Source organism: Allobosea sp. P2_A10, from assembly GCF_056405115.1.
This window is the reverse complement of sequence record NZ_JBFUCS010000002.1, coordinates 281709-306753: the sequence shown is the minus strand read 5'-3', so window position 1 is coordinate 306753 and position 25045 is coordinate 281709. Positions and strand designations below refer to the sequence as shown.

26 protein-coding genes are annotated in these 25045 nt (G+C 66.5%); 14 read left to right on the top strand and 12 right to left on the bottom strand.

Going from position 1 to position 25045, the window contains the following annotated elements:
* Window positions 1–88: 88 nt before the first annotated feature.
* On the top strand, window positions 89–1108 hold the full coding sequence (locus AC1DZY_RS05565) for a DUF1176 domain-containing protein (protein ID WP_476819080.1): 1020 nt from the start codon (window positions 89–91) through the stop codon (window positions 1106–1108).
* Window positions 1109–1277: 169 nt separating this feature from the next.
* Here the strand turns inward: AC1DZY_RS05565 and AC1DZY_RS05560 are convergent, their stop codons facing one another.
* The 3 genes from AC1DZY_RS05560 to AC1DZY_RS05550 all read right to left on the bottom strand — a co-directional run bounded on the left by AC1DZY_RS05560 (window position 1278) and on the right by AC1DZY_RS05550 (window position 4667).
* On the bottom strand, window positions 1278–2306 hold the full coding sequence (locus AC1DZY_RS05560) for an amino acid ABC transporter substrate-binding protein (RefSeq protein WP_476819079.1): 1029 nt from the start codon (window positions 2304–2306) through the stop codon (window positions 1278–1280).
* A gap of 139 nt (window positions 2307–2445) precedes the next feature.
* On the bottom strand, window positions 2446–3777 hold the full coding sequence (locus tag AC1DZY_RS05555) for an aspartate aminotransferase family protein (RefSeq protein ID WP_476819078.1): 1332 nt from the start codon (window positions 3775–3777) through the stop codon (window positions 2446–2448).
* Entirely contained in the window at window positions 3774–4667 is an 894-nt protein-coding gene (locus tag AC1DZY_RS05550; protein ID WP_476819077.1) for a MurR/RpiR family transcriptional regulator, read from the bottom strand. Before AC1DZY_RS05550 ends, AC1DZY_RS05555 begins: the two co-directional genes overlap by 4 nt.
* Window positions 4668–4987: 320 nt before the next feature.
* Between AC1DZY_RS05550 and AC1DZY_RS05545 the strand changes: the two genes are divergently transcribed.
* Window positions 4988–7561: a chemotaxis protein CheW gene (locus AC1DZY_RS05545; RefSeq protein ID WP_476819076.1), complete on the top strand. Its 2574-nt coding sequence runs from the start codon at window positions 4988–4990 to the stop codon at window positions 7559–7561.
* A 3-nt stretch (window positions 7562–7564) separates the two neighbouring features.
* On the opposite strand, the gene AC1DZY_RS05540 is transcribed toward AC1DZY_RS05545, so the two are convergent.
* Together AC1DZY_RS05540 and AC1DZY_RS05535 are read right to left on the bottom strand one after the other, a co-directional pair.
* A complete protein-coding gene (locus tag AC1DZY_RS05540; RefSeq protein ID WP_476819075.1) occupies window positions 7565–8392 on the bottom strand; it encodes a 3-oxoadipate:acetyl-CoA acetyltransferase in 828 nt (275 codons plus the stop codon).
* Window positions 8393–8430: 38 nt separating this feature from the next.
* Entirely contained in the window at window positions 8431–9057 is a 627-nt protein-coding gene (locus AC1DZY_RS05535; RefSeq protein WP_476819074.1) for a LysE family translocator, read from the bottom strand.
* A gap of 249 nt (window positions 9058–9306) precedes the next feature.
* On the opposite strand from AC1DZY_RS05535, the gene rpmI reads away from it, so the two are divergent.
* Together rpmI and rplT are read left to right on the top strand one after the other, a co-directional pair.
* Window positions 9307–9507, top strand: a complete 201-nt coding sequence (rpmI, locus tag AC1DZY_RS05530) for a 50S ribosomal protein L35 (protein ID WP_066609790.1) — start codon at window positions 9307–9309, stop codon at window positions 9505–9507.
* Between the two features lie 28 nt (window positions 9508–9535).
* Window positions 9536–9913, top strand: a complete 378-nt coding sequence (gene rplT / locus AC1DZY_RS05525) for a 50S ribosomal protein L20 (protein ID WP_476819073.1) — start codon at window positions 9536–9538, stop codon at window positions 9911–9913.
* 53 nt (window positions 9914–9966) lie between these two features.
* On the opposite strand, the gene AC1DZY_RS05520 is transcribed toward rplT, so the two are convergent.
* From AC1DZY_RS05520 to AC1DZY_RS05495, 6 genes are all read right to left on the bottom strand, one after another.
* Window positions 9967–10728, bottom strand: coding sequence for an LOG family protein (locus tag AC1DZY_RS05520; protein ID WP_476819072.1), 762 nt, complete (start codon window positions 10726–10728; stop codon window positions 9967–9969).
* Window positions 10729–10797: 69 nt separating this feature from the next.
* Window positions 10798–11430: an SCO family protein gene (locus tag AC1DZY_RS05515; RefSeq protein ID WP_476819071.1), complete on the bottom strand. Its 633-nt coding sequence runs from the start codon at window positions 11428–11430 to the stop codon at window positions 10798–10800.
* Window positions 11427–11954: a hypothetical protein gene (locus AC1DZY_RS05510; protein ID WP_476819070.1), complete on the bottom strand. Its 528-nt coding sequence runs from the start codon at window positions 11952–11954 to the stop codon at window positions 11427–11429. The genes AC1DZY_RS05515 and AC1DZY_RS05510 overlap by 4 nt, the downstream gene beginning before the upstream one ends.
* 5 nt (window positions 11955–11959) lie before the next feature.
* Window positions 11960–12391, bottom strand: coding sequence for a hypothetical protein (locus AC1DZY_RS05505; RefSeq protein ID WP_476819069.1), 432 nt, complete (start codon window positions 12389–12391; stop codon window positions 11960–11962).
* 114 nt (window positions 12392–12505) lie between these two features.
* On the bottom strand, window positions 12506–13021 hold the full coding sequence (locus tag AC1DZY_RS05500) for a hypothetical protein (RefSeq protein ID WP_476819068.1): 516 nt from the start codon (window positions 13019–13021) through the stop codon (window positions 12506–12508).
* A 133-nt stretch (window positions 13022–13154) separates the two neighbouring features.
* Window positions 13155–13595, bottom strand: a complete 441-nt coding sequence (locus tag AC1DZY_RS05495; protein ID WP_476819067.1) for a hypothetical protein — start codon at window positions 13593–13595, stop codon at window positions 13155–13157.
* 128 nt (window positions 13596–13723) lie between these two features.
* Here AC1DZY_RS05495 and pheS point away from each other — a divergent pair, with 128 nt between their 5' ends.
* The 7 genes from pheS (at window position 13724) to AC1DZY_RS05460 (ending at window position 22295) form a co-directional block, all read left to right on the top strand.
* The gene (gene pheS / locus AC1DZY_RS05490; protein WP_476819066.1) at window positions 13724–14806 is read left to right on the top strand and encodes a phenylalanine--tRNA ligase subunit alpha; all 1083 of its coding nucleotides are present in this window, start codon (window positions 13724–13726) and stop codon (window positions 14804–14806) included.
* A gap of 28 nt (window positions 14807–14834) precedes the next feature.
* The gene (locus AC1DZY_RS05485; protein WP_476819065.1) at window positions 14835–16022 is read left to right on the top strand and encodes a ceramide glucosyltransferase; all 1188 of its coding nucleotides are present in this window, start codon (window positions 14835–14837) and stop codon (window positions 16020–16022) included.
* Complete coding sequence (pheT, locus tag AC1DZY_RS05480) at window positions 16019–18442, top strand: phenylalanine--tRNA ligase subunit beta (protein WP_476819064.1); 2424 nt, start codon at window positions 16019–16021, stop codon at window positions 18440–18442. Before AC1DZY_RS05485 ends, pheT begins: the two co-directional genes overlap by 4 nt.
* A gap of 280 nt (window positions 18443–18722) precedes the next feature.
* Complete coding sequence (locus tag AC1DZY_RS05475) at window positions 18723–19634, top strand: alpha/beta fold hydrolase (RefSeq protein ID WP_476819063.1); 912 nt, start codon at window positions 18723–18725, stop codon at window positions 19632–19634.
* Window positions 19631–20725: a tartrate dehydrogenase gene (locus AC1DZY_RS05470; protein WP_476819062.1), complete on the top strand. Its 1095-nt coding sequence runs from the start codon at window positions 19631–19633 to the stop codon at window positions 20723–20725. Before AC1DZY_RS05475 ends, AC1DZY_RS05470 begins: the two co-directional genes overlap by 4 nt.
* A 97-nt stretch (window positions 20726–20822) precedes the next feature.
* Window positions 20823–21524 (top strand): TerC family protein, encoded by a 702-nt coding sequence (locus AC1DZY_RS05465; protein ID WP_476819061.1) that lies wholly within the window; start codon window positions 20823–20825, stop codon window positions 21522–21524.
* An 84-nt stretch (window positions 21525–21608) separates the two neighbouring features.
* Entirely contained in the window at window positions 21609–22295 is a 687-nt protein-coding gene (locus tag AC1DZY_RS05460; RefSeq protein WP_476819060.1) for a TerC family protein, read from the top strand.
* A 9-nt stretch (window positions 22296–22304) separates the two neighbouring features.
* On the opposite strand, the gene AC1DZY_RS05455 is transcribed toward AC1DZY_RS05460, so the two are convergent.
* Window positions 22305–22910, bottom strand: coding sequence for a 4'-phosphopantetheinyl transferase family protein (locus AC1DZY_RS05455; protein ID WP_476819059.1), 606 nt, complete (start codon window positions 22908–22910; stop codon window positions 22305–22307).
* A 110-nt stretch (window positions 22911–23020) separates the two neighbouring features.
* On the opposite strand from AC1DZY_RS05455, the gene AC1DZY_RS05450 reads away from it, so the two are divergent.
* The 3 genes from AC1DZY_RS05450 (at window position 23021) to AC1DZY_RS05440 (ending at window position 25038) form a co-directional block, all read left to right on the top strand.
* Complete coding sequence (locus AC1DZY_RS05450; protein WP_476819058.1) at window positions 23021–23752, top strand: AzlC family ABC transporter permease; 732 nt, start codon at window positions 23021–23023, stop codon at window positions 23750–23752.
* The gene (locus AC1DZY_RS05445) at window positions 23739–24056 is read left to right on the top strand and encodes an AzlD family protein (RefSeq protein WP_476819057.1); all 318 of its coding nucleotides are present in this window, start codon (window positions 23739–23741) and stop codon (window positions 24054–24056) included. The genes AC1DZY_RS05450 and AC1DZY_RS05445 overlap by 14 nt, the downstream gene beginning before the upstream one ends.
* A 115-nt stretch (window positions 24057–24171) precedes the next feature.
* Window positions 24172–25038, top strand: coding sequence for a branched-chain amino acid aminotransferase (locus AC1DZY_RS05440; RefSeq protein WP_476819056.1), 867 nt, complete (start codon window positions 24172–24174; stop codon window positions 25036–25038).
* Window positions 25039–25045 lie beyond the last annotated feature (7 nt).

Genomic DNA, 25045 nt, shown 5'->3' with positions numbered 1-25045 from the left:
TCATTTCCCGTCGCCGGGCCTTTGGCTAGGCTGGCAGGATTCGGAACGCGAGCCCTGAAACGAGGCTTGGCCGGGCGAGGGACGTTTCATGGACTGGCATCGCATCGGCCGAGGTGTGGCCGCCTTGGCGCTGGCTTCGATCCTGCCATCTTTGGCGGCAGCGCAGCCCAAGCCCGATGACGGCAAGATCGATCTGAAGCTCTTCGAGAAGGGCGAGGCCGGCCGCTCGAAGGGCTGTTCGGTCGCGCTCTGGCAGGCCAATCGCGATCCCGACAAGGACAAATACGCGATCATCTTCGCGGAGGCGCTGACCGGCCCGAGCAACGCCCGCCAGCCGGCGCGCATCAAGGTCGGCGACAAGGTCCTGACGATGACCCGCGTCGCCATCGGTGGCAAAGGCAGCGGTTACGGGCTCTATCCCTATCAGCTGTACAAGTTGGGCGAACCAGACGCCTTCGCGGTTCTCGAACTCAAGCTCGGGGAGATCGAGGGTGAGGCTGTCGAGATCGAGAGCGGCACGCTGACCCTGAGCATGTCCGGCAAGCAGCCTGCGCGCGTCACGGTCAAGGGCGGTGCGGGCTGCCAGACGGCGGCTGCACCGCCGCCCGCCAACGAACCCTCGGGCATCTTCACCCGCTATCAGGTCAGGCCTGCTCAGGTGCCCCGTTCGCTGGGCGCGACCGTGAAGAGCAAATTCGGCTGCGACCCGGAGATGCTTAAGATCGGCATCACCGGCTTCCAGATGTCGGAGGAATCGGCGATCTGGGAAATCCCCTGCCAGCGCTTCAACATCCAGGCTAATTCGGTGTTTGCGCTGGTCTACCTGCCGGAGCCTGCGACCAATCTCAGCTTCCTCGCCTTCAAGGGCCCGCCTGGCAGGAAGCGCACCAGCGAGCCCAACGAGTTGATGACGGCGACATGGGATGCCAAGGCACGCACCGTCACCGGCATTGCGCTCGGCCGCAGCTCCGGCGATTGCGGCGTCTATGAGCGCCACCGCGTCAACGAGGCCGGGGAGTTCGTCCTCATCGAATATCGCGAGAAGGAAGCCTGCGACGGCAAGGCCATGAAGCCCGAGCAGTTCCCGCTGGTCTATCGCGGGAAATAGGAGAAGCCGCTGGCTCCCCCCGCGCCGTCATCCTGGACAAGCCGCGCAGCGGCGCAGATCCGGAATCCATCGTAAGGCTCGACGGCCCTCTATGATGGATCCCGGGACGACCTTCGGTCGCCCAGGATGACGCGCGTGGTTCAGAGCAACATTGCCCCCTGCAACGCCCTCACCTGATCGGATGCGGATATTGCAGCCCGCCCTTCGAGGCCAGTTCGTTCAGGCCGCGCTTGAGCTGCAGGCGCGAGCCCATGCCGACATTGCGCTCGAAGCTCTCGCCGTAATTGCCGACATGCTTGACGATCCGGTAGGCCCAGTCGGTGGTCAGGCCGAGACCCTCGCCAAACTTCTGCTCGACACCGAGCAGGCGCCTGATCTCCGGGTTCGCGGACTTCAGCATCTCATCGACATTAGCCTTGGTGACGCCGAATTCCTCGGCGTTGAGCATCGCGTAGTGCACCCATTTCACCAGCGCAAACCAGCTCTCGTCGCCGCGCTTGACGGCCGGTCCAAGCGGCTCGCGCGAGATCAGCGTCGGCAGGATGACGAAATCATCGGGCTTTGCGAACTTCAGGCGCTCGGCGGCGAGCCCAGAGGAATCGGTGGTGAAGGCGTCGCAGCGTCCGGCCTCCAGCGCCTTGACGCCTTCTTCATTGGTCGAGAACCCGATGACTTCGTATTTGAGTTTGTTGGCGCGGAAGAAGTCCGCGAGATTGAGCTCGGTCGTGGTGCCCTGCGTGACGCAGATCGAAGCGCCGTTCAGGCCCTTGGCCTCGGTGACGCCGAGCGCCTTCTTCACCATGAAGCCCTGGCCGTCGAAATAGTTGATGATCGGCCAGGACATGCCGGCCGTGGTGTCGCGCGACATCGTGTAGGTGGCGTTGCGGGCGAGCATGTCGACCTCGCCGGCCTGCACCACGACGAAGCGCATCTGCGGCGTCGTCGGCACGAACTTGACCTTGTTGGGGTCGTTGAAGATGGCCGCCGCCACGGCGCGGCAGAGGTCGATGTCGAGCCCGTCCCAGCGCCCGTCGGGGCCCTGCAGGCCGAAGCCCGGCAGGGCGATGTGGTTGCCGCAGATCAGTTCGCCGCGCGCCTTGACGCGTTCGAGCGTGGTCGTCTGGGCGATGGCGGAGCTTGCGGTCAAAGCGGCGGCAAGGCCGAGGGCCGCAGTCAGCATGGTCTTCGAGGTGGTCATTCTATTCCCCTGTTTTGGTTTGGCGTTTTTGATCGTCGGTCGTTCGTCTCATTCAAACCTTGCCGTCATCCCGGGTCTGCGCGGCTTCGCCGCTTGTCCGGGACGACGACGGAGGTTTGGAAGTCGGTATCGATAGTCGTCAAATCGCGTCCGCGATCGCGGCGTCGACGGCCTCTCCGAGCCGTTCGACGATGGTGTCCATCACCGCCGCATCGGCGATGAAGGGCGGGGCCAGCAGGACATGGTCGCCGGAGGTCCCGTCGGCGGATCCGCCCATCGGATAGACCAGGAGCCCGCGCGCCATCGCCGCCTGCTTGATGCGGGCGTTGAGCTTGAGGCCGGCGTCGAACGGCGTCTTCGAGGCCCGGTCCGCCACGAGTTCGATGCCCCAGAAATGGCCGCGGCCGCGGACGTCGCCGACATGGTGGTGGTTGCCGAAGCGCTCCTTCAGCCGGCGTTGGAGATGGCCGCCCTGCTGGCGAACATTGGCGAGCAGGCCGTCGCGCTCGATCACCTGCTGGACGGCAAGCGCGGTGGCGCAGGCGAGCGGATGGCCGTTATAGGTCTGGCTGTGCGGGAAAGCGCCGGAGCCGCGTCGGACGGCCTCGACGATCCGCCCGGAGACCAGCATCGCCCCGATCGGCGCATAGCCCGCGCCCAGCCCCTTGGCGATCGCCATCAGATCAGGCGCGATGCCCTCCTGCTCGCAGGCATGCAAGGTTCCGGTGCGGCCCATGCCGCACATCACCTCGTCGAGGATCAGCAGCACGCCATGGCGGTCGCAGATCTCGCGGATGCGCCTGAAATAGCCCGGCGTGGCCGTCGAAGCGCCAAGCGTTGCGCCCACGACCGTCTCGGCGACGAAGGCGGCGACGGTCTCAGGCCCGAGTTCGAGGATCTTGGCCTCCAGCTCGTCGGCCATGCGCAGGCCGTAGGCTTCCGCCGTCTCGCCGTCTTCCAGGCCGCGATAGGCATGGCAGGGCGAGATGTGATGACCGTGGAGCAGCATCTCCTTGAACGGCGCGCGGTCCTTCATCCGCCCGCCGACCGAGAGCGCCCCGACCGTGATGCCGTGATAGCTCTGCCGGCGCGAGATGAAGTTGGTGCGCCTGGTCGCGCCGGTCTCGACGAAGTAATGCCGCGCCAGCTTCAGGCAGGCCTCGATCGCCTCAGAGCCGCTGCTGCAGATGAAGACGCTGCTCAGGCCCTTCGGCGCACGCGCGATCAGGTGCTCGGCGAGTTCCTCCGCCGGCTGCGACGTGAAGAAGCTGGTATGGGCATAGGCCAGCTTGTCGATCTGGGCGCGCATCGCGGCCAGTATATCGGGATGGCCATGGCCGAGGCAGGACACCGCGGCGCCGCCGCTGGCGTCGATATAGCTCCTGCCGTCCGCGTCGACCAGGTTGACGCCATGGCCGCCGACGGCCGTCGGATAGGAGCCCGTGAGGCTGCGATGCAGAAGCTGGCTCATAGCGGTCTCCTTTTGGTGCGCCGGGGCGTCTCATAGGTCGAGAAGGCGTCGAGCTGCGTCTCGGCGGCGGCGATGGCGTCGAGCGCCGGCTTGCCGCGCCGCGCCGTCATCAAGGCAGCCAGGCATTCGACTGCGGCGAAGGCCGGCGTCATCGTGTGGAAGAAGGAGGGCGTCTCCGTGCGCACCACGACCGTCTCGTCGGCGAGCGCGGCCAGCGGCGAGTAGAGGCTGTCGGTCAGGGCGATGATGGTCGCGCCCCGGCTTTTGGCGAACGCCGCCGCCTGCACGGTGAGCCGCGTATAGGGCGCGACGGAGACGACGAAGAGTGCATCGCCCGGGCCGATCCGCCGCAACCCGTCGACGCCGCGCCCGCCCGCGCCGTCGGCGAGAACGCTGTCGGCGCCGATCATCGCCCGCACGAAATCGAGCATATAGGCGGCGGGAAAGGCCGAGCGCAGCCCGAAGCAGAACACGCACCCCGCCGCTGCCAGATGTCCCGCCGCGTGTTCGAGGCGCGCAATCGAATCCGGCTCGCGCAAGGCCCGCATATGCTGCGCCAGCGCCGCGAACATATCCTGCGCGATGGCGCTGTCGCCCTCGTCGCCATGACGTTCCAGCAATTCGGTCGCGCGGCCGGCGAAGCCGTCGGGTCGCTGGCGCAGCGAGGCGGCATAGGCCGTGCGCAACGCATCATAGCCTGGAAGCCCGAGCCGCTGCGCCAGTCGCGTGAAGGTCGCCGGCGCAAGCCCGGCGCGGCGCGCCTGCTCGCGCGTCGTCAGCAGCGCGACATCGGCCGGATGGTCGAGCACCCAGCGTGCGACCGCGCGCAACTGACCGGGCAGATGGTCGAGTTCCGCATCCAGCGTCGCGACGAGCGTTTCCTGGTCCATGGCCGGCGATAGCAGGGATCGAGAGGCGATGAAACAGAAATTACAAAACTGACAATAAGATTCATTTGTTTCATCGCGATCATGGCTGCTGCGTTGCCTCATGATCTGCGTCTGCCACCGGCCTGCACAGCCGGAGATCTGCGGAAACTCTGGCGCCGTCGCGCGCGATTGCCGCAAATTTCAGCGCCCGCATCGGGAGAACCAGATGCGAATCATTGAATCTGATGATTTGGTTCATGTCGGAACCGTTGCGCCGACAGGGGCCTGTCCGTCAGCCGCAGCCTCAGTGCCAGACGACCCGATCCGAGAGAACCACCGCCTTGCAGACGCTCCACAAGGGTATCGCGATCGATCCGTCGCTGGCGGGGCTGATCCGCCACATGCATGCGATCGACGATTATCGTCAGGTCTTCGACCGGCTTCAGGGCTCCTGGGACACGCTGACCCTGCTCGGCCAGCTCTCCGGCAACGCCACCGAGATGTCGGGCACGCGCGCCGCCTTCGAGGAGTTGACCGGCAGCCTGCTCAACCATCTCGCCATGGAGACGCGCGACAAGGTCGCGACCGATCTGCGCACCAAGGCGCAGAACGCCATCGACGTGCTCGTCCGCAATCTCTTCGAGCGCACCGCCGATATCGGCTTCCTCGCCGCCGACACCGACATTCGCGAGATGCTGGAGGAGGCGTCGCCGACGCCCGGCGCGCGCAAGGCCATCGAGGCGCGCTTCCGCGACTACGTCGCGAAATACTCGGTCTATTCCGACATCGTGCTGGTCGATCGCGAGGGCGCCATTCGCGCCCGCCTGTCGCCGCATCAGGCGACGGAGGCGCGCCATCCCCTGATCGACGAGGCGCTGAATTCGAGCGGCGCCTATGTCGAGCACTACGGTCCGGTCGACTTCCTCTCCGGAGACCAGTCGCTGGTCTATGCCTGGCGGGTCGAGGATGCGGGCAAGCGTCCGCTCGGCGTGCTCGTACTGGTCTTCCGGCTCGCCGACGAGATGGCCGGCATCTTCCGCAAGCTCCTGCCTGAGGATGACTGGACGATCCTGGGCTGCGCCACGCCCGACGGCCGGATCATCGCTGGCTCCTGCACCTTCCAGTTGCCGGCAGGGCTGACCCTGTCGCAAACGGCGATGCAGGGCAGCGACCCGGTGATCAAGCTCGGTGGCCGGCAATATCTCGCGGTCTCCTGCCGGAGTTCCGGCTATCAGGGCTATATAGGTCCGGGCTGGATCGGCCTTGGGCTGTTGCCGCTCGAGGCCGCCTTCACCGCTGGCGATCGCAAGCTCGGCCAGCGCATCGACGACGGGTTGCTGGCGGCGGTGACCGGCCAGTCCGGCCTGTTCTCGGAGGATCTGCGCGGCGTCTCGCGGCAGGCGGCTCTGATCCAGCGCGATCTCAACCGCTCGGTCTGGAACGGCTCGATCCGGCAGGCGGGCTCGACCGCCGCCAACGCCGCCTTCTCGAAAATCCTGCTCTGGGAGATTTCCAGCGCCGGCCGCAAGACGCAGGCCGTGTTCGACGCCTCGATCGGCGATCTGCATCGCACGGTGGTGGCCGCGATCATGGAAAAATGCCGCTCGCGCGCCGCCTTCGCCATCGATGTCATGGACCGCAATCTCTACGAGCGCGCCAATGACTGCCGCTGGTGGGCGCTGAACGCGACCTTCGCCCGCGTGCTCGCCGAGCCGAGCCGGGAGGGCGCGCGCCTTTGCGGCGAAATCCTCGCGACGATCAACTCGCTCTACACGGTCTACAGCAACCTGATCCTGTTCGACGCCGACGGTCGCGTCGTCGCGGTGTCGCAAGCCGATGCCGGCCATCTCGTCGGAACGCCGCTCGACGCCGAATGGGTTTCGCGCACGCTCGCGCTGCGCTCGGGCCAGCACTACGCGGTCTCGCAATTCGAGCCGACTTCGCTTTACGCCGACGCCTCGACGCTGGTCTATACGGCGGCCGTCCAATCGCCGGGCGGTGGCAAGCCTCTCGGCGGCATCGCCATCGTCTTCGATTCGACGCCGCAATTCGCCGCGATCCTGGCCGATTCACTGCCCGCCGACGAAACCGGCGCGGCGCTGCCCGGCGCCTTCACGCTGATCTTCGGAAGCGACGGCCGCATCGTCTCGTCGAGCGATGCGCGTTTCGCGATCGGCGCGCCAAGCCCGATCGCGATCAGCCCGCAGGCGCTCGCCGCCGACGGCGACCTTACCGATATCCGCGGCTTCGAGGGCAAGCATGTCGCCATCGGCGCGGCGCTGTCGAGGGGCTATCGCGAATACAAGACTAGCGATGGGCACCGCTCCGACGTGGTCGCGCTCTGCGTCGTGCCGCTCGGCGAGATCGCTTCTGGAACGGCGGCCAAGCCCGCTCCCGGCAGCGAGAGCGCCGCGCGCAAGGCTGCCGAAGGCGTCGCGGCCTTCGAGGTCGCGAGCTTCCATATCGGCCGGCACTGGCTCGGGGTCAAAGCGCGCGACGTCGTCGAGGCGGTCGATCTCGAAGGCCTCAAGCCCTCGGCGAAGCAGGCCGGCGACGGGCTGCTCGCGGGCTACAAGCTGTATGAGGGGCAGCCCGTGCCCGTGCTGCGTCTGGCGCGACTGCTCGGCATTCCCGACGCATCGGCTCAAGGTCAGCAGATCGTTATCGTGCGCGCCGCCGGCCGCACGCTCGGGCTCGTCGTCGATGCGCTCGGCCAGATTCCGGAGGTCGCCGAAACCGAGCTGCAGTCGCTGCGCGAGTTCACCGCCAAGGCCGATGTGCCGGCGCTAGGCGTCGTGGCGATGCGCGACGCGCGCGGAGCGCCGGCCGGCATGCTGATGGTGCTCGATGTCGACCGGTTCGGCGCCAGGCTGGAAAGCGAAGCCGCGCCCGCTCCGATGCGTGCCGCCGAGTAGAACTTAGGCCACCGCCAGCCCCAGAAGCGCCCGCGCCTCGGCGACTGTCGCCGGCCTGCGGCCATATTCCGGGCAGAGATCGACGACGCGCTGCACCAGCGCCGCGTTTGAGGGGGCGAGCGTGTGGCGGTCGAGCCGGACATTGTCCTCAAGCCCCGTGCGGCAATGACCGCCCAGTTCGAGCGACCAGCGGTTGAGCGTGATCTGGTCGCGCCCGATGCCGGCTCCGGTCCAGGTCGCATCCGGCGCAAGGCGCTTCAGCGTCGCGATATAGAACTCGAAAGTCGGGCGGTCGACCGGCATGGCGTTCTTCACGCCCATGACGAACTGGACATGCAGCGGCCCCTCGATCGCGCCGGCGACCCCCATCTCCGCCGCCTTGAAGATCATCGACAGGTCGAACGCCTCGATCTCCGGCTTGACGCCATGGGCCTTCATCTCGGCGGCCAGCCAGTCGACGAGATCGGGGCTGTTCTCGTAGATCCGCGTCGGGAAATTGCATGAGCCGGTCGAGAGCGAAGCCATGTCGGGTTTCAGGCTCAGCATGCCGCCGCGCTCCCGGCCCGCGCCGGAACGGCCGCCGGTCGAAAGCTGCACGATCATGCCCGGGCAATGCTGGCGCAGCCCCTCCAGCAGCCGGCCGAAGCGCTCGGGATCGGAGGTCGGCGTGCCCTCGTCGCTGCGGACATGGCAATGTGCCAGCGTCGCGCCGGCCTCGAAGGCGGCCTGCGTCGACTCGACCTGCTCGGAAATCGAGATCGGCACGGCGGGATTGTCGCGCTTGGTCGGCAGCGAGCCGGTCATGGCGACGGTGATGATGCAAGGGGTCATGGGCATCTCCGGGCTTGAAGCGTTGTGATCTCGCGGGTTCACCCGAAGACGGCCAGCCGCAGACCGAGCCCAATCAAGACCACGGCCATGACCACGTCCAATCCTGATTTGGCGCGCAGATAGGCTCTGCTGACAGCCGGGACTGTGAAGAACAGCGTCACTGCGATCCACCAGGCCGCCGAGACCGCGACGACGACGGCCACAGCCGCCCAGAACAACCAGGCCGGCGCACCGGCCGGAATCATCACGCCGAACAGGCTCGCATAGTACGCTACCACCTTGGGATTGGTGATGTTGGTGATGAACCCCGCCCGAACAGCTTCCGCGCCCGAAACCGGCTCGGACACGGGGTGGGCGGCTGCGGCCTGCTTGTTGCGGAAGGTCGAGACCAGCAATTTGGCGCCGAGATAGACCAGATAGGCTGCGCCTGCGAGTTGCAGGCCGCGATAGGCGACAGGAAAGCTCGCCAGCAACGTGCCGATTCCGGCTGCGGCCGCGAACGCCCAGGTCAGGGTCGCCAGCACGACGCCGACGGTCAGCAGCAGACCGGCGCGGCGATCCCCTCTCACCGCGTAGCTCATGACGACCGCAAATGTCGGACCCGGACTCGCGATCGCGAGCACGTGGATCGCTGCGATGCTAGCCAGAATGCCGGTTTGATTCATGGACTGTCTCCCCCGTCACATATTGTTTCATAGCAGGGCGACGACGTCACTCGGGCTGGTTGCGTCGCCATCGAACCGGCATCGGAGCGCTTGCCACCCCCCGGCTTTTCTGGCATACGCGCGTCCTTCGATCGCCCGGCTGATAAGGGCTGCCGTGGCGGTCGATCTTTGCTTCCCCAAGAACCATTCTTGAACAAGCAAAACATGAAGCGGCGCCGTTTGCGCGCTCGCGACCTATGAGGAGCCGAAATGCCCAAGATCAAGACGAAGTCGAGCGCCAAGAAGCGCTTCAAAATCACCGGAACCGGCAAGGTGCTCTACGCCCAGGCCGGCAAGCGTCACGGGATGATCAAGCGGACCAACAAGCAGCTCCGCAATCACCGCGGCACCAACGTCCTCTTCGAGGGCGATGCGGCCAACGTGAAGAAATATTTCCTCCCCAACGGCTGACGCCACCTAACATTCCGGAGATCATCACATGGCTCGCGTGAAACGGGGCGTAACGGCCCACGCCAAGCACAAGAAGACACTCAAGGCCGCCAAGGGTTTCTATGGCCGCCGCAAGAATACGATCCGCGCCGCCAAGGCTGCCGTCGATCGCTCGATGCAGTACGCCTATCGCGACCGCAAGAACCGGAAGCGCTCGTTCCGTGCGCTCTGGATCCAGCGCCTCAACGGCGCGGTGCGCGAGCATGGCCTCGTCTATTCCGCCTTCATCAACGGCCTGCACAAGGCCGGCATCGAGCTCGACCGCAAGACGCTGTCGGCGATGGCGATCGACGATGCGTCGGCCTTCGCCGCCGTGGTCGAGACGGTCAAGGCCGCGCTCGCCGCCGCCGAGCCCAAGGCCGCCTGAGGCTGAGCTTTCCGCTATGAATTGAAAAAGGCCGGCAGCGATGCCGGCCTTTTTCATGTCTGGGCCTGGCCCTTCGCGCCCGGAGGCGGGTTTGGCGACACAGGCAACATGATCCGCTCGAAGGCCTCTTCAGGCGTGTCGGCATAGCAGAAGAGGTCGAGATCCTCGCGCCGGATAAAGCCTGCCTTCGCCAGGGTTTCGAGGTTGAGCAGGCCTTTCCAGAAGGCGCTGTCATAGAGCACCACGGGAACCGGCGGCATCTTGCCGGTCTGTTTCAGAGTGACGATCTCGAACAGCTCGTCGAGCGTGCCGAAGCCGCCGGGGAAGGCGACGAGCGCCGCTGCACGCATCGCCAGATGCATCTTTCGCATCGCGAAATAGTGGAAACGGAAGGTCAGCGCCGGCGTCGACCAGGCGTTGGGGTCCTGTTCGTGCGGCAGGGTGATGTTGAAGCCGATCGAGAGCGATCCGGCTTCGGTGGCGCCGCGATTGGCCGCCTCCATGATGCCCGGCCCGCCGCCCGTCGCGATGACGTTGTCGCGGCCGCTGTGACCTTCGGCAAGCGCGCCGCCGCGCTGCGAGGCGATGCGCGCGAACGTTCTTGCCGCCTCGTACCAGGGTGCGCCCTCGTGCAGCCGCGCCGAGCCGAAGACGACGATGGTCGAGGCGACGCCATGGGCGCGCAGGCTGTCCTCGGCCTTCTGGTATTCGAGCATGAAGCGGGCGCCTCGTGTCGAATCGCCGAGCAGGAAGTCGGAGTCGAGCGCCGCCAGTCGATAGGAAGGCGAAGTCTTCTGGGCGGTATTGTCAGGCATGTTGGCGCATCCGGATTGCAGTGGCCTTTGCATAGGCCGATCCCGCCGGGCTTGTCGCCTGTGGGATGGTCAGCTCGCCGCTTCGAGATATTTCCGTAGCACCGTGGCCAGCCGGTCCGCGCCCGCATTATGCGGCAGCAGCGTCAGGAAGCGCCCGTTCCGGTCCATCAGATAGGTCAGCGAGCCATGATCGACGGCATACTCGCCGGCGCCGTGATGGGCCTGCGTCAGCTTGCGCCGATGCACCTTGTAGGCCTTGGCGATGGCGGCGATCTCGGCTTCGCTGCCGGTCAGTCCGATCAGGCGTGGATGGAACGCTGCGACATAAGGGGCGATCACCGCCGGCGTATCGTTGTCAGGATCGACGGTGACGAAAATTGGCGCGACCCTGTCGGCGAGCGGGCCGATGGCGTCGAGCGCCTGCGCGATGATCGGCAGATCGACCGGGCAGGTGTCGGTGCAGCGCGTGAAACCGAAATAGACCAGCATGAAGCGGCCACGGAAATCGGTATCGCCGAGGCGCTTGCCGGTCTGGTCGACAAGCGAAAAAGGCCCTCCGAACTGCGTCGCCAGCCGGTCATGCGACACGCTGTCGGGCGGAGCGACGCCATGGTGGCCCTGATGCCCCTGCGCCAACGCGCCGCCCGCCGGCAAGGCGAGCAGGCCGGCCAGCAGCGCCCTCCGGCCGATCGATGTGCTCATTTCGGCCATTTCAGATCCTTCCGGCCGAGAATGCCGTTCTCCGCCAGTGCTGTCTTCGCAGTCGGGTCGGCGCGCCACCATTCGTCGGCCTTGCCGTTGGCGGCGGTCCAGTCCTTCTCGAACTGCTCGGTCGGCATGAAGGCTTCGCTGGCTTTCTCCCGGATGCCCTGCACCATCAGGATCGGCATGGCCGGGTTCTCGACCAGCAGGCCGTCGATCTCGATGGTCTTGCCGCACCACGGGACAAGATCACGCGCCGTGCCGGCAAAGAGCGTGTTGCTTTTCGCCGCAGTGTAGAGCTTGCCGTCGGTCGCGAGGATGCCGAGCTGGCGCTTGCCCGCGCCGCAGGCCGCCGGGCAGTCGCCCTTCAGCGTGCACAGGATATCGACGACCTTGCCGGGGAAGGACACGGTCTTCTCGTCCTTCAATCCCCAGGGGTCGGCGGCCATGGCGGGCGTGCAGGCGAGCGCGGCGGGCAGGACGAGAGCGGCGGGAAGGGCGAGGGCGAATAGCAGCTTGCGCATCGTCGTCACTCCCCGAACGGCACAACGCCGTGCTCGTCATGGGTCAGGTTCACGATGCCCTTGTCGTCGGCGACCTTGTTGACGAGCAGGTATTTGACACCGTCACGCTCGAACAGCTCGCCATCGACGGTGACCTCATGGGTCTGGATCTTGACGATCTTCGGCGAGGCGACGCTGACATCCTCCTCCTCGATCCGCAGCACCATGTAGAACTGGCCATCCTTGTCCCTGATCGCGACGGGAATGCCGCCGACCGCACACCAGACCGCGCATTGATGATGCGCCGTGCCGAGCCCGAACATGATGCCGGTGACGGCGCACCAGGTGTCGACGATCTCGCCCGAGACCTGAACGCGTTTGCCGTTCTCCTGCGCCTGCGCGGCAGCGGGCGTGATCAGCGCCAGGAGCGTGGCGGCAGCCAGCATCATCATTCGCATGTCGCGCTCTCTTTTTTGCGTTTCCCTGAGGCGACGCTAGCACGGGCGCGGCAGCCGGCACTTCACTTGGGTGTGAGACACGATTGCAGCTTCGTGAGCGCGCCGTGAGCGGTCTCAGGGCTTTGGCTTCGGCACGAGTCCCTTGATGCCCAGCGGCCCATTCTCCGCGATCAGGTGGTTGGCCTGGGGGTCGGCGCGCCACCACTCCTCGGCCCTGCCGTTGCGCGCTTCCCAGTCCGGCTTGAAACGCTCGGCCGGCGTATAGGGCAGGGTGGCGTCTGTCCGCACGCCCTGCACGAAGAACAGGGTCACCGCCGGGTTCTCGATCAGCAGGCCGTCGGCCTCGATCTCGCGGCCGCAGAAGCCGATGAGGTCCACCGTCGCTCCGGCGAAATCGATGTTGGATTTCGCCACGAGCCGGAAGGTGCCGTCCGCCAGCACCAGGCCGAGCTGGCGCCGGCCAGCCCCGCAATCGGGCGCGCAGCGCCCCTTGAGCCGGCACAGCGCATCGACGACGCGTCCCTTCAGGACGGCCGGCTTCTCGTGGGGAATGCCCCAGGCTTCGGCGGCGTTGGCCGCGACAGGGGCAAACGCCATCAGCGCCGCGACGCCAAGCCCCACAGCCCTCATCCTGAGGAGCCGCGCAGCGGCGTCTCGAAGGATGTTCCAGCGCGCTCTGGAGCATCCTTCGAGACGCGGACGGCGTCCGCTCCTCAGGATGAGGGCTCGTGTGGTCGGGACGAGGAGGTTGGCGCCCATCCCCTCAGTTCCCGAACGGCTGGATGCCGTATTCCTCATGCGTCATCGTGATGACCCCCTTATCGTCGGCGATGCGGTCGACGAGGAGGTAGGTCACCCCGTCGCGCTCCAGCATCTCGCCATCGACCGTGACCTGACGCGTCGCCATGCGGGCGACGCGCGGGTTGCCGGCGCTGTCCTCGTCGTCGCCGATCCTGAGGATGAGATAGAGTTTGCCGTCCGCATCGCGGATGCTGACGGGAATGCCGCCGAGCGCGCACCAGATGGCGCATTGATGATGCGCCGTGCCCTTGGCGAACATCAGCCCGCTGATCGTGCACCAGGTGTCGCTGATCTCGCCAGTGATCGTGACGCGTCGGCCATCCTCGGCATGGGCACGGCCGGAGATCGCGCTCGCCAGCGCCAGACAGAGCAGGACGCCGCGCCATTGAGACATGATTGTCATGCTGCTGCGCTCAATCCCTTGCCGAGAGCCCGATTCGCCGTTGAGGCGATGCTTTGCCAGCATGATTGCCTCTGGATTCGCTGCTGGCGACACCATAGAAGATGCCTCGCAAACGGACCAGAGCAGGCATGAACGAGATCGACACCCTTGGCGCGAGCCTTCTCGACGAGATCGCCGGCGCGCAGGACGAAGCGACGCTTGAGCAACTGCGCATCGCCGCGCTCGGCAAGGCGGGCTCGATCTCGGCGCTGCTGAAGACGCTGGGCGCGATGACGCCCGACGAGCGCAAGGAAAAGGGTCCGCTGATCAACGGCCTGCGCGACCGCGTCCAGAGTGCGCTCAGTGCCCGCAAGGATGCGCTCGGAGAAGCCGCGCTCGAGGCGCGCCTCGCAGCAGAGACCATCGACGTCACGCTGCCCGTCCGCGAGGGGCCCGAGGCGCGTGGTCGCATCCATCCGATCAGCCAGGTCATCGACGAGATCACCGCGATCTTCGGCGATATGGGTTTCTCGGTGGCGGAAGGGCCCGATATCGAGACCGACGACCTGAACTTCACCAAGCTGAACTTCCCCGTCGGCCATCCGGCCCGCGAGATGCACGACACCTTCTTCTTCGCGCCCGACGCCAATGGCGAGCGCAAGCTGCTGCGCACCCACACCTCGCCGGTGCAGGTCCGCACCATGATGAGCCAGGAACCGCCGATCCGGGTGATCATCCCCGGCCGCACCTACCGGATGGATTCCGACCAGACCCACACCCCGATGTTCCATCAGGTCGAGGGGCTGGTGATCGACAAGAAGACCCATATGGGCCACATGAAATGGGTGCTGGAGGAGTTCTGCAAGGCGTTCTTCGAGATCGACGCGGTCAAGATGCGCTTCCGGCCGTCCTTTTTCCCGTTCACCGAGCCCTCCGTCGAGGTCGACATCCAGTGCTCGCGCAAGGGCGGCGAAATCCGCTTCGGCGAGGGTGAGGACTGGCTCGAAATCCTCGGCTGCGGCATGGTTCATCCGAACGTGCTCAGGAATTGCGGGCTCGACCCCGAGGTTTATCAGGGCTTCGCCTGGGGCATGGGCATCGACCGCATCGCCATGCTGAAATACGGCATGCCTGACCTGCGCCCGTTCTTCGAGGCCGATGTCCGCTGGCTCCAGCATTACGGCTTCCGCCCGCTCGATTTGCCGACACTGACGGGTGGGCTGTCGTCGTGAGCGGGTCTTCGCTGCGGGAATGGCTCCGTTGACGCTCACAGCCGCAGCCGGCCTGTTCGCGGCGCTGATGGTCGCGACCAACCTGCTTTGCCAGGCGATCGCCTTCGTGCGCCTGCGCCGCAAGGACAAGGGCTGCGCCCTGCTCGACGCGTTGCCGCCGGTGACGATCGTGCGCCCTGTCCGCGGGATCGAGGCGTTCAGCCGGGAGACAGCGACCTCGGGCCTGACGCTCGACTATCCCCGCTACAAGACGATCTTCTGCGCGGCCGATGCCGACGATCCGATCGTGCCGCTGATCGAGGAGCTGATCGGCCGCTTCGGTGCCGATAGCGTCAGCCTGATCACCGGCGATGTCGCCGTCAGCGCCAATCCCAAGCTGAACAACTGCGTCAAAGGCTGGGAAGCGGCTGCGACCGAATGGGTCATTCTCGCCGATTCCAACGTGCTGATGCCGAAGGATTACATCCAGCGCATGCTGGCGTCCTGGCGGCCCGACACCGGGCTGGTCTGCTCGACGCCGGCGGGGTCGCGCCCGCAGGGCTTCGCGGCCGAGCTGGAATGCGCCTTCCTCAACACCTTCCAGGCGCGTTGGCAATATGCCGGCGAGGCGCTCGGCTTCGGCTTCGCGCAGGGCAAGTCCATGCTCTGGAACAAGCCTTTTCTCGATGGACGCGGCGGCATCGCCGCGCTCGGGCAAGAGATCGCCGAGGACGCGGCCGCGACCAAGCTCGTCCGGCGCGCCGGCAAGCATGTCCACCTCGTCGGCCAGCCCTTCGAGCAGCCGCTGGGCGAGCGCAGCTTGCATGACGTGGTCCAGCGCCAGTTCCGCTGGGCGCGGCTGCGTCGCGTCACCTTCCTGCCCTTCTTCGCGCCGGAGATCTTTGCAGGTCCGCTGCTGGCGGTGCTGCTGGCGCAGGTTGCAGCGTCGGGCCTGGGCTATCCGCTCTGGCTCGCGCCCTTGCTCGTGCTCCTGCCCTGGTATGCCGCCGAGATCGCGCTTGCTCGGGGCGTCGGCTGGTATCTGTCCTGGCGCATGCCGCTGGCGCTGCTCGTCCGCGATGTCGTTTTCCCCGGCATCTGGGCCTATGCCTTCGTTGCCGGCGAGGTCAGCTGGCGCGGCAATGCGATGAAGATCAGAACAGACGGCGACGATCAGCTCAACGCAGCTGCGCCGAGCCTGTCCCATGCCAATATGAGAAGCGACGGACGACCATGAAGTTCACTTTGTCCTGGTTGAAGGACCATCTCGAAACGACAGACACCCTCGACACCATCACCGAGACCCTGACCCGCGTCGGGCTCGAGGTCGAGGGTGTCGAGAACAAGGCGAAAGCGCTCGAAGCCTTCACGATCGCCTATGTGATCGAGGCCAGGCAGCACCCCAACGCCGACCGCCTGCGTGTCTGCATGGTCGACACCGGCTCGGGCGAACCCGTGCAGGTCGTCTGCGGCGCGCCCAATGCCCGTACCGGCATGAAGAGCGTGTTCTCTCCGCCGGGCACCTATATCCCCGGCAAGGACATCACGCTCGGCAAGGGCGTCATCCGTGGCGTCGAATCCAACGGCATGCTGTGCTCGGCCGCCGAACTCCAGACCTCCGATGAATCCGACGGCATCATCGACCTGCCCGCCGATGCGCCCGTCGGCCAGCCCTATGCCGCCTGGCTCGGGCTCGACGACGCCACGATCGAGATCGCGGTCACGCCCAATCGCGCCGATGCGCTCGGCGTCTCAGGCATTGCGCGCGATCTTGCCGCCGCTGGCCTGGGTGCGTTGAAGTCGTCGCAGGCACAGCCGTTGCGCGGGGCTTTCCCGTGCCCGGTCAAGGTCACGCTCGATTTCGTTCCCGAGGACAAGGCGCTCTGCCCGGCCTTTGCGCTGCGGCTCGTGCGCGGCGTGAAGAACGGTCCGTCGCCGGAGTGGCTGCAGGCGCGTCTGCGCGCGATCGGGCTTCGCCCGATCAACACGCTGGTCGACATCACCAACTTCATGACCTTCGACCGCAACCGGCCGCTGCACGTCTTCGACGCCGCCAAAGTCGCGGGCAATCTCGTCGTGCGCCGCGCCAAATCCGGCGAGACCCTGCTCGCGCTCGACGGCAAGACCTATGCGCTGACCGACGAGCATGTCGTGATCGCCGATGATCACGGCGTCGAATCGCTTGCCGGCGTGATGGGCGGCGAGGCCTCGGGCTGCGACGAGAGCACCATCGACGTGCTGGTCGAAAGCGCGCTCTGGGACCCGCTGACGGTCGCCCGCACCGGCCGGGCGCTCGGCCTCAACAGCGATGCGCGCTATCGCTTCGAGCGTGGCGTCGATCCCGATTTCTGCCGGCCGGGCCTCGATCTCGCGACCGCGATGATCCTCGAACTCTGCGGCGGGCAGGCTTCGGAAATGGTGTTCGAGGGCGAACTGCCGGAGCGCCCCCACGCAATCGATTTCCCCTGGTCCGAGGTCAAGCGCCTGACCGGGCTCGATCTGCCGCAGGTCGAGATGAAGCTCGCCTTGGACTCGCTCGGATTCCACGTTTCGGGCGCTGGCGAACGCGTCAAGGTCGCGGCCCCTTCATGGCGTGCCGATATCGGCGGCAAGGCCGATCTGGTTGAGGAAATCCTGCGCATAGCGGGGCTCGACCGCGTAACCTCCACGCCGCTGCCGCGCATCAAGGGCGAGGTCGTCAAGCCGGTCCTGACCGTCCTGCAGAAGCGCACGCGCCAGGCCAAGCGCCTGCTCGCCAGTCGCGGGCTCGTCGAGGCCGTAACCTGGTCCTTCATCTCGCATGATCAGGCGAAGCTCTTCGGCGGCGGCTCGGACAAGCTCGTGCTCGCCAATCCGATCGCGGCCGACCTCTCCGACATGCGCCCCTCGCTGCTGCCGGGCCTGATCCGCTCGGCGCAGGCCAATGCCGATCGCGGCTTTGGCGATGTCGCGCTGTTCGAGGTCGGGCAGGTCTTCAGGGACGACACGCCCGAGGGCCAGTTCATCGCGGCAGCCGGACTGCGTCGCGGCACGGCGCGGATCGAAGGCGTCGGCCGGCATTGGGACGGCGCGGCCAAGCCCATCGACGTGCTCGACGCCAAGGCCGATGTGATGGGCCTGCTCGCCGGCCTCGGCGTGCCGGTCGGCGGGTTGCAGATCGTTCCTGGCGGCGCGGCCTGGGCGCATCCCGGGCGCTCGGCTCTCCTGCAGTTCGGCCCCAAGGGCGTGCTCGGCGCGTTCGGCGAGGTTCATCCGACGATCCTGAAGGCGCTCGACGTCAAGGGGCCGCTGGTCGCCTTCGAAATCCATCTCGATGCGCTGCCGCTGCCGAAACACAAGCCGACCAAGGTCAAGCCGAAGCTTAGCCTGTCGGGCTTCCAGCCGGTGACGCGCGACTTCGCCTTCATCGTCGAGAAGAAGACGGCGGCGGGCGACATGCTGAAAACCGCGCAGAACGCCGACCGGGCGCTGATTTCCGACGTCGCCGTCTTCGATCTCTACGAGGGACCGGGCGTCGAGGCAGGCAAGAAGTCGGTTGCGCTGGCAGTGACGCTGCAGCCCGTCGAGAAGACGTTGACCGAGACCGAGATCGAGGCAGTCGGCGCGAAGATCGTGGCGGAGATGGCCAAGCGCTATGGGGCGTCGCTGCGGGGGTGAGGGGCTGCAGGAACCCTTCTCTCGGATGGGAGAAGGGCAGGGATGAGGGGCCTGCCCTCGATGGATGAGACGAAAACGGCTCCGCTCGCGCCCACTGGAGCAGTGGCAGGCCCTCATCCGTCGCTCCGCGCCACCTTCTCTCATCCGGGAGAAGGGAAGAAGCGTCCGACCTCGCCAAACCACCTCGCCACCATTGATCCTGATTGTGTAATAATCGGCGCGCGCAATCGCTGGAAAATCAGGCTATCGGCACTTCCATTGTTGCAACTTCGCGGTCGTGATGTCGCTCACCGAACTCCCCGTCACTGACAGCCTCTTCCCCGGCTTCCGCCTTCTCGACGTCGCGACGTCAGGTGCGCGCATCCGGGTGCGGACGGGCGGGCAGGGGCCGGCCCTGCTGCTGCTCCACGGCTATCCGCAGACGCATGCGCTCTGGCACAAGGTCGCCGCGCGGCTCAAGGACAGCTTCACGCTCGTCTGCGCCGATCTGCGCGGCTATGGCGACAGCGACAAGCCGACGACCGACGCCGAGCATTTTCCTTACTCCAAGCGCGCCATGGCGCTCGACATGGCGCAGATGATGAGCGCGCTCGGCCATGAGCGCTTCATGGTCGGCGCGCATGATCGCGGCGCGCGCGTCGCCCATCGCCTGGCGCTGGATCACGCCGGGCGGGTCCAAAAACTCGCCACGCTCGACATCGCTCCGACGCGCGAAATGTACGCCAACACCAGCGACGCGTTTGCGCGCGCCTATTGGCACTGGTTCTTCCTGATCCAGCCCGCGCCCTTTCCCGAGACGATGATCGGGGCCGATCCCGACGCCTACTGGCGCAAGAAATGCGGCTCCGGCTCGGCCGGGCTGACGCCGTTCGCGCCGGAGGCTTTGGCGCACTACCTGCGCTGTTTTGCCGATCCCGCGACGATCCATGGCAGCTGCGAGGACTACCGCGCGGCGGCGACGATCGACATCGCCCATGACGACGCCGATGGCGGCCGCAAGCTGGAGCTGCCTTTGCTCGCGCTCTGGGGCGAGAACGGCGTCATCGGCCGCTGCTTCGATCCGCTGGCGCTTTGGCGTCTGCGCGCGCACAACGTCCAAGGCCGCGCCCTGCCGGGCGGGCATTATCTCGCCGAGGAGATCCCCGATCTCGTCGCGGCCGAATTCCAGGCCTTCTTTGGAGAGACCCCATGACCACCACGGGCAAGAGCGGGACCAATCGCGTCTACCGCATCGCCGTCATCGCCGGGGACGGCATCGGCAAGGAAGTCATGCCCGAAGGCGTGCGTGTGCTCGAGGCGGCGGCGAAGAAATACGGTTTCGAGCTGCGCCTGGACGAGTTCGACTTCTCGTCCTGCGACTACTACGCCAGGCACGGCAAGATGCTGCCCGACGACTGGAAAGAAAAGATCGGCGGCCATGACGCGATCTTCTTCGGCGCGGTCGGCATGCCCGCCCAGGTGCCCGATCACATCTCGCTCTGGGGCTCGCTGCTGCTGTTCCGGCGCGAATTCGACCAGTACGTCAATCTGCGCCCCGTCCGGCTGATGCCCGGCGTGCCCTGTCCGCTCGTCGGCCGCAAGCCCGGCGACATCGACTTCTTCGTCGTGCGCGAGAACACCGAGGGCGAATATTCCTCCGTCGGCGGGCGCATGTATGCCGGCACGGAGCGCGAGATCGTGCTGCAGGAGACGGTGATGAGCCGCGTCGGCGTCGACCGCGTGCTGAAATACGCCTTCGAGCTGGCGATGCGCCGGCCGCGCCGTAAGCTGACCTCGGCGACCAAGTCCAACGGCATCTCGATCACGATGCCCTACTGGGACGAGCGGGTGAAGGAGATGGCGAAGAACTATCCCGATATCGCCGTCGACCAGTACCATATCGACATCCTGACCGCGCATTTCGTGCTGAATCCCGACCGTTTCGACGTGGTCGTGGCCTCAAACCTGTTCGGCGACATCCTGTCGGATCTCGGCCCGGCCTGCACGGGCACGATCGGCATTGCCCCAAGCGGCAACATCAACCCGACCGGCGATTACCCGTCGCTGTTCGAGCCGGTCCATGGCTCGGCGCCCGACATCTACGGGCAGGGCATCGCCAATCCGGTCGGCCAGATTTGGTCGGGAGCCATGATGCTCGACCATCTCGGCGAGACCGAAGCCGCCAAGGGCATCGAGGCGGCGATCGAGCGCGCGCTCGGCGATGCCCGCACCCGCACGCGCGATCTCGGTGGCACGTTGGGAACGGAGGCGGCCGGCAAGGCGGTGGAGCAGGCGCTCGGCTGACGGATTTCGCGAACGCCCGACCATCCGTGCGGGGAGGCGACTTCGCCGCCCGGATTGGTTAGGAGATGATATCCGCATGCCAAAAGGTGGCTAGATCATGGATTTCTCGGCAATCTCCTTCAGCGACCCTCTCCTTTGGGGGAAGCTCTTCGAGATCATCATTCTGAATATCGTGCTGTCGGGCGACAATGCGGTCGTCATCGCGCTCGCCTGTCGCGGCCTGCCGCCGGAGCAGCGCACCAAGGGCATCGTCCTGGGCGCCGGCGTCGCGGTCGTGCTGCGCGTCATCTTCACGGTGCTGATCGCGTCGCTTCTCAACACGCCGTTCCTGCGCATCGCCGGCGCGCTGCTGCTGCTCTGGATCGCGATCAAGCTGATCGCCGAGGATGGCGAGGCGCAGGACGATTCCGTCGCCGCCAGCGACCGGCTTTGGAAGGCGGTGCAGACGGTCGCGATCGCCGACATCGTCATGAGTCTGGACAATGTGCTGGCCATCGCCGCCGTCGCCAAGGATTCAGTGCCGCTGCTGGTGGCGGGCCTCGTCATCTCGATCCCGCTGATCGTCGTCGGCGCATCGCTGATCACGAAGCTGCTGGAAAAATTTCCGATCCTGGTCTGGGCCGGCGCGGCCCTGCTCGGCTGGGTCGCGGGCGAGATGCTCGATTCCGACCCTTGGCTGATCACGACCTTCGGCGCGGACCTGCTGCACAAGCTCGAATACCCCGCCGCCATCGTCGGCGCGCTGATCGTGGTCGGCGTCGGCTACCTGCTGAAGAACCGGCGGGCCGAGGCTCACTGACGCGGCTCGGGCGCGCATGCGCCGGAGCCTTTCACTCACCCCCGCCGCGCCCGCGGCGGGCCGCGCGACCGACAAGGGTGCTGCATGGATTTCTTCTCGACCCAGTTCCTGATTTCGCTGCTGCAGATCATCTGGATCGATCTGCTGCTGTCGGGCGACAACGCGGTCGTGATCGCGCTCGCCTGCCGCAACCTGCCCGAGGAGCAGCGGAAGCTCGGCATCTGGCTGGGAGCAGGCGCCGCGATCGGCCTGCGCATCCTGTTCGCGCTGGTCATCACCTATCTGCTCGCGATCCCCTTCCTGAAGATCGGCGGCGGGCTCCTGCTGTTCTGGATCGCGATCAAGCTGATCCATGGCGAGGAGGATCACGGCGACGTCCAGGCCGGCACGACGCTGTGGGACGCGGTCAAGACGATCGCGATCGCCGACGCCGTGATGAGCCTCGACAACGTGCTGGCGGTCGCCGCTGCCGCGCATGGCAATGTCTGGCTCTTCGTGTTCGGGCTCGTGCTGTCGATCCCGCTGATCATCTACGGCTCGACGATGATCCTGGGTCTGCTGACGCGCTTCCCGGTGCTGATCTGGCTCGGCGCTGCGCTGCTCGGCTGGATCGCGGGCGACATGATCGCGAATGATCCCTGGGTGACGGCGCGTTATGGCGCGCCCAGCGGCATCCTCGAATATCTCAGCGACGCTGTCGGGGCGCTGTTCGTGCTCGCGGCCGGTTTCTTCTTCAAATGGCGCAAGGAGCGCGCCGCGCGAACGCACTGACCGGCGCGTTCAATCGAGTAAAACCAGGGCGGCGGCGAGGGTAACCTCGCCGCCGTTTTTCACGAGGCGGCCATGACCCGTCGCCAGCCCGCGCCCGGGATCGTCGATCACAAGGCCATCCTCGCCGAGAAGCGTCAGCGCGAAGCTTTCCGGCGGTCGCGCGAACCCGGTTCCGAGCGCCTTCACATACGCCTCCTTGCCGGCCCAGATCTGCGCGAAGGCGAGCGGCCGGGCGGCTTCCGACAAGGATAGCAGCGCCTCCCTTTCGCGCGGATGCAGAGCTTCCAGCGGCAGCGCCAGCAGCGGATCGACGCGCTCGACATCGACGCCGACGGGATGATGCGCCAGCGCGACAGCCACGACCCCGGCGCGCGTCGCCAGCGACAGATGCAGACCGGTGCCGGCCGGGTGGGCAAGGAGCGGCCGACCGCGCGCGTCATGGTCGATCACGACGTCGGCTTCGGCCAAATTGGCTTGCGTCGCTATGATCGCGCGCGCGACCCGACGCCGCAAGGCCGATCGCTCGATCAGATTGGCCGGCTCGGCGCCGGTCGCGATCAGCCAGGCGGCTGGCAGGGTCGGTGCGGGCTCGCTCTCGGAACTCAGCCAGATCATCGGCGAAGCTTACCCCCACGGCTTTGCCGTGTCCCGCCCTGCGCTCTCCTCATGCGGCCTTGCCATTGTCGTCCGTTGACGTGCGCTGGCGCAGGCTTTCTTGGGAAGAGATGGAGCATTCTCCCGAACCCGGCCCGAAACCCACCGACGTCCTGCTGAGCTGGCAGGGCGCGCTGCTCGGCCTGCGTCGCGTCTCGGTTCTGATGCCCGGCATCGTCGTTTTCGCGGTCGCCTTCGGCGCGGCAGCCTCGGCCAAGGGCCTGAGCCTGCTCGAGACCGTGCTGATGAGCGGACTGGTCTATGCCGGCGTGGCTCAACTCGTGGCCATGGAACTCTGGCGGCCTGAGTGGACCTGGGGAGCGATAGCAGGGCTTGCCGTCGTCACCGCGACCGTCAATGCGCGGATGGTCCTGCAAGGCGCTTCGCTGCAGCCCTGGTTCGCGCCCTATTCCAGGCGGACCAATGCCGCGCATCTCTTCCTCTTCACCGACGCAAACTGGCTGGTCGGCACGCGCTATCATGGCGAGGGCGGACGCGATCTCGGCGTGCTGATCGGAGCCGGCGTCGCCCTCTGGCTGGTCTGGGTCGCGGCGACGGTGCCGGGCTATCTGCTCGGCGCGCTGGTCGCCGATCCCCGGCGATACGGCATCGACCTGGTCATGCCGATCTTCTTTGCGGCGATGATCGTGCCGATGTGGCGGGGCATGCGCGCCGCCGTGCCCTGGGTCGTGGCCGGGTTGGTGGCGCTCGTCACAGCCAAGCTCGTCGACGGCTATGCCTTCATCATCGTCGGTTCCTTGTCGGGGGCGCTGGTGGGAGCGTTGCGCGATGACGCTGCCTGAGCTCGGCCCCTGGGGCCCCTTCATCGCCATCCTCGCCATGGCGGTCGCCACCTATCTCTGCCGGATTTCCGGCGTCGTTCTGATGGGCTTCATCCCGCTGACGCCGGCGGTCAGGCGCGGGCTTGCGGCGCTGCCGGGCTCGATCGTGGTTGCGACCGTCCTCCCGCTGATCGAGCGTCTCGGCCTGTCGGCCGCGCTCGCTCTGCTCGCCGCCATGGGCAGCATGGTGCTCAGGCGCAGCGAACTGCTCGCGCTGGGCGTCGGCATGGCGGTGGTCGCAGGCGCACGCGCGCTCGGGTTCTGATCCATCACCCGTTCGGATCGCATCCATCACATCCCGTCATCGCCGCCGTGTTGACGAAGGCAACGACTGGGCAGACGGTGTCGCCCGGCAGAAATCACTGAAACGGAGCGCCGGAATGGCCTGGTATTCTCAGACTTGGACCTGGTTCGACGGCACATGGCACGAGGGCAATCCCGGCATCGTCGGGCCGCGCAGCCATGCGCTCTGGCAGGCCTCCTCGGTCTTCGACGGCGCACGCTATTTCGACGGCGTCGCTCCCGATCTCGATCTGCACGCAGCCCGCGTCAATCGCTCGGCGGTCGGCCTTGGCCTGAAGGCGACCGTGACGCCGGAGTTCATCATCGAGAAGACCCATGAGGGCGTGAAGAAGTTCGCGCCCGGCACCGCGCTCTACATCAAGCCGATGTATTGGGGCGAGGCCGATGGTCCTTCGACCATCATCCCCGACGCTGAATCGACACAGTTCGCGCTGTGCCTGTTCGAGGCGCCGATGCCGCAGCCGAGCGCCGGCTTCTCGGTGACGAAGGGCGCGTTCCGCCGCCCGACGATGGAGACGATGCCGACGGACTCCAAGGCTGGCTGCCTCTACCCCAACAATGCCCGCATCCTGCGCGCCGCCAAGGCCGCCGGCTTCGACAATGCGCTGGTGCTCGACATGCTCGGCAATGTCGCGGAGACCGCGACGTCCAACATCTTCATGGCCAAGGACGGCGTGGTCAGGACGCCCGTCGCCAACGGCACCTTCCTGAACGGCATCACCCGCCAGCGCGTCATCAGGCTGATGCGCGAAAGCGGCGTCACGGTCGAGGAGACGAGCCTGCGCTATGGCGATTTCGAGCAGGCCGACGAGATCTTCATCTCGGGCAACTACTCGAAATGCATGCCGGTGACCCGGATCGACAACACCGCGCTCCAGCCCGGCCCGATGTTCCGCAAGGCGCGCGAGATGTACATGGACTTCGCCAAGTCGAAGGCCGCGTGAGGCGTCA

Coding starts and splice junctions, on each gene's coding strand:
- AC1DZY_RS05565 (WP_476819080.1), top strand. CDS start 89: ATGGACTGGCATCGCATCGGCCGAGGTGTGGCCGCCTTGGCGCTGGCT.
- AC1DZY_RS05560 (WP_476819079.1), bottom strand. CDS start 2,306: ATGACCACCTCGAAGACCATGCTGACTGCGGCCCTCGGCCTTGCCGCC.
- AC1DZY_RS05555 (WP_476819078.1), bottom strand. CDS start 3,777: ATGAGCCAGCTTCTGCATCGCAGCCTCACGGGCTCCTATCCGACGGCC.
- AC1DZY_RS05550 (WP_476819077.1), bottom strand. CDS start 4,667: ATGGACCAGGAAACGCTCGTCGCGACGCTGGATGCGGAACTCGACCAT.
- AC1DZY_RS05540 (WP_476819075.1), bottom strand. CDS start 8,392: ATGACCCCTTGCATCATCACCGTCGCCATGACCGGCTCGCTGCCGACC.
- AC1DZY_RS05535 (WP_476819074.1), bottom strand. CDS start 9,057: ATGAATCAAACCGGCATTCTGGCTAGCATCGCAGCGATCCACGTGCTC.
- rpmI (WP_066609790.1), top strand. CDS start 9,307: ATGCCCAAGATCAAGACGAAGTCGAGCGCCAAGAAGCGCTTCAAAATC.
- rplT (WP_476819073.1), top strand. CDS start 9,536: ATGGCTCGCGTGAAACGGGGCGTAACGGCCCACGCCAAGCACAAGAAG.
- AC1DZY_RS05520 (WP_476819072.1), bottom strand. CDS start 10,728: ATGCCTGACAATACCGCCCAGAAGACTTCGCCTTCCTATCGACTGGCG.
- AC1DZY_RS05515 (WP_476819071.1), bottom strand. CDS start 11,430: ATGAGCACATCGATCGGCCGGAGGGCGCTGCTGGCCGGCCTGCTCGCC.
- AC1DZY_RS05510 (WP_476819070.1), bottom strand. CDS start 11,954: ATGCGCAAGCTGCTATTCGCCCTCGCCCTTCCCGCCGCTCTCGTCCTG.
- AC1DZY_RS05505 (WP_476819069.1), bottom strand. CDS start 12,391: ATGCGAATGATGATGCTGGCTGCCGCCACGCTCCTGGCGCTGATCACG.
- AC1DZY_RS05500 (WP_476819068.1), bottom strand. CDS start 13,021: ATGAGGGCTGTGGGGCTTGGCGTCGCGGCGCTGATGGCGTTTGCCCCT.
- AC1DZY_RS05495 (WP_476819067.1), bottom strand. CDS start 13,595: ATGACAATCATGTCTCAATGGCGCGGCGTCCTGCTCTGTCTGGCGCTG.
- pheS (WP_476819066.1), top strand. CDS start 13,724: ATGAACGAGATCGACACCCTTGGCGCGAGCCTTCTCGACGAGATCGCC.
- pheT (WP_476819064.1), top strand. CDS start 16,019: ATGAAGTTCACTTTGTCCTGGTTGAAGGACCATCTCGAAACGACAGAC.
- AC1DZY_RS05475 (WP_476819063.1), top strand. CDS start 18,723: ATGTCGCTCACCGAACTCCCCGTCACTGACAGCCTCTTCCCCGGCTTC.
- AC1DZY_RS05470 (WP_476819062.1), top strand. CDS start 19,631: ATGACCACCACGGGCAAGAGCGGGACCAATCGCGTCTACCGCATCGCC.
- AC1DZY_RS05465 (WP_476819061.1), top strand. CDS start 20,823: ATGGATTTCTCGGCAATCTCCTTCAGCGACCCTCTCCTTTGGGGGAAG.
- AC1DZY_RS05460 (WP_476819060.1), top strand. CDS start 21,609: ATGGATTTCTTCTCGACCCAGTTCCTGATTTCGCTGCTGCAGATCATC.
- AC1DZY_RS05455 (WP_476819059.1), bottom strand. CDS start 22,910: ATGATCTGGCTGAGTTCCGAGAGCGAGCCCGCACCGACCCTGCCAGCC.
- AC1DZY_RS05450 (WP_476819058.1), top strand. CDS start 23,021: ATGGAGCATTCTCCCGAACCCGGCCCGAAACCCACCGACGTCCTGCTG.
- AC1DZY_RS05445 (WP_476819057.1), top strand. CDS start 23,739: ATGACGCTGCCTGAGCTCGGCCCCTGGGGCCCCTTCATCGCCATCCTC.
- AC1DZY_RS05440 (WP_476819056.1), top strand. CDS start 24,172: ATGGCCTGGTATTCTCAGACTTGGACCTGGTTCGACGGCACATGGCAC.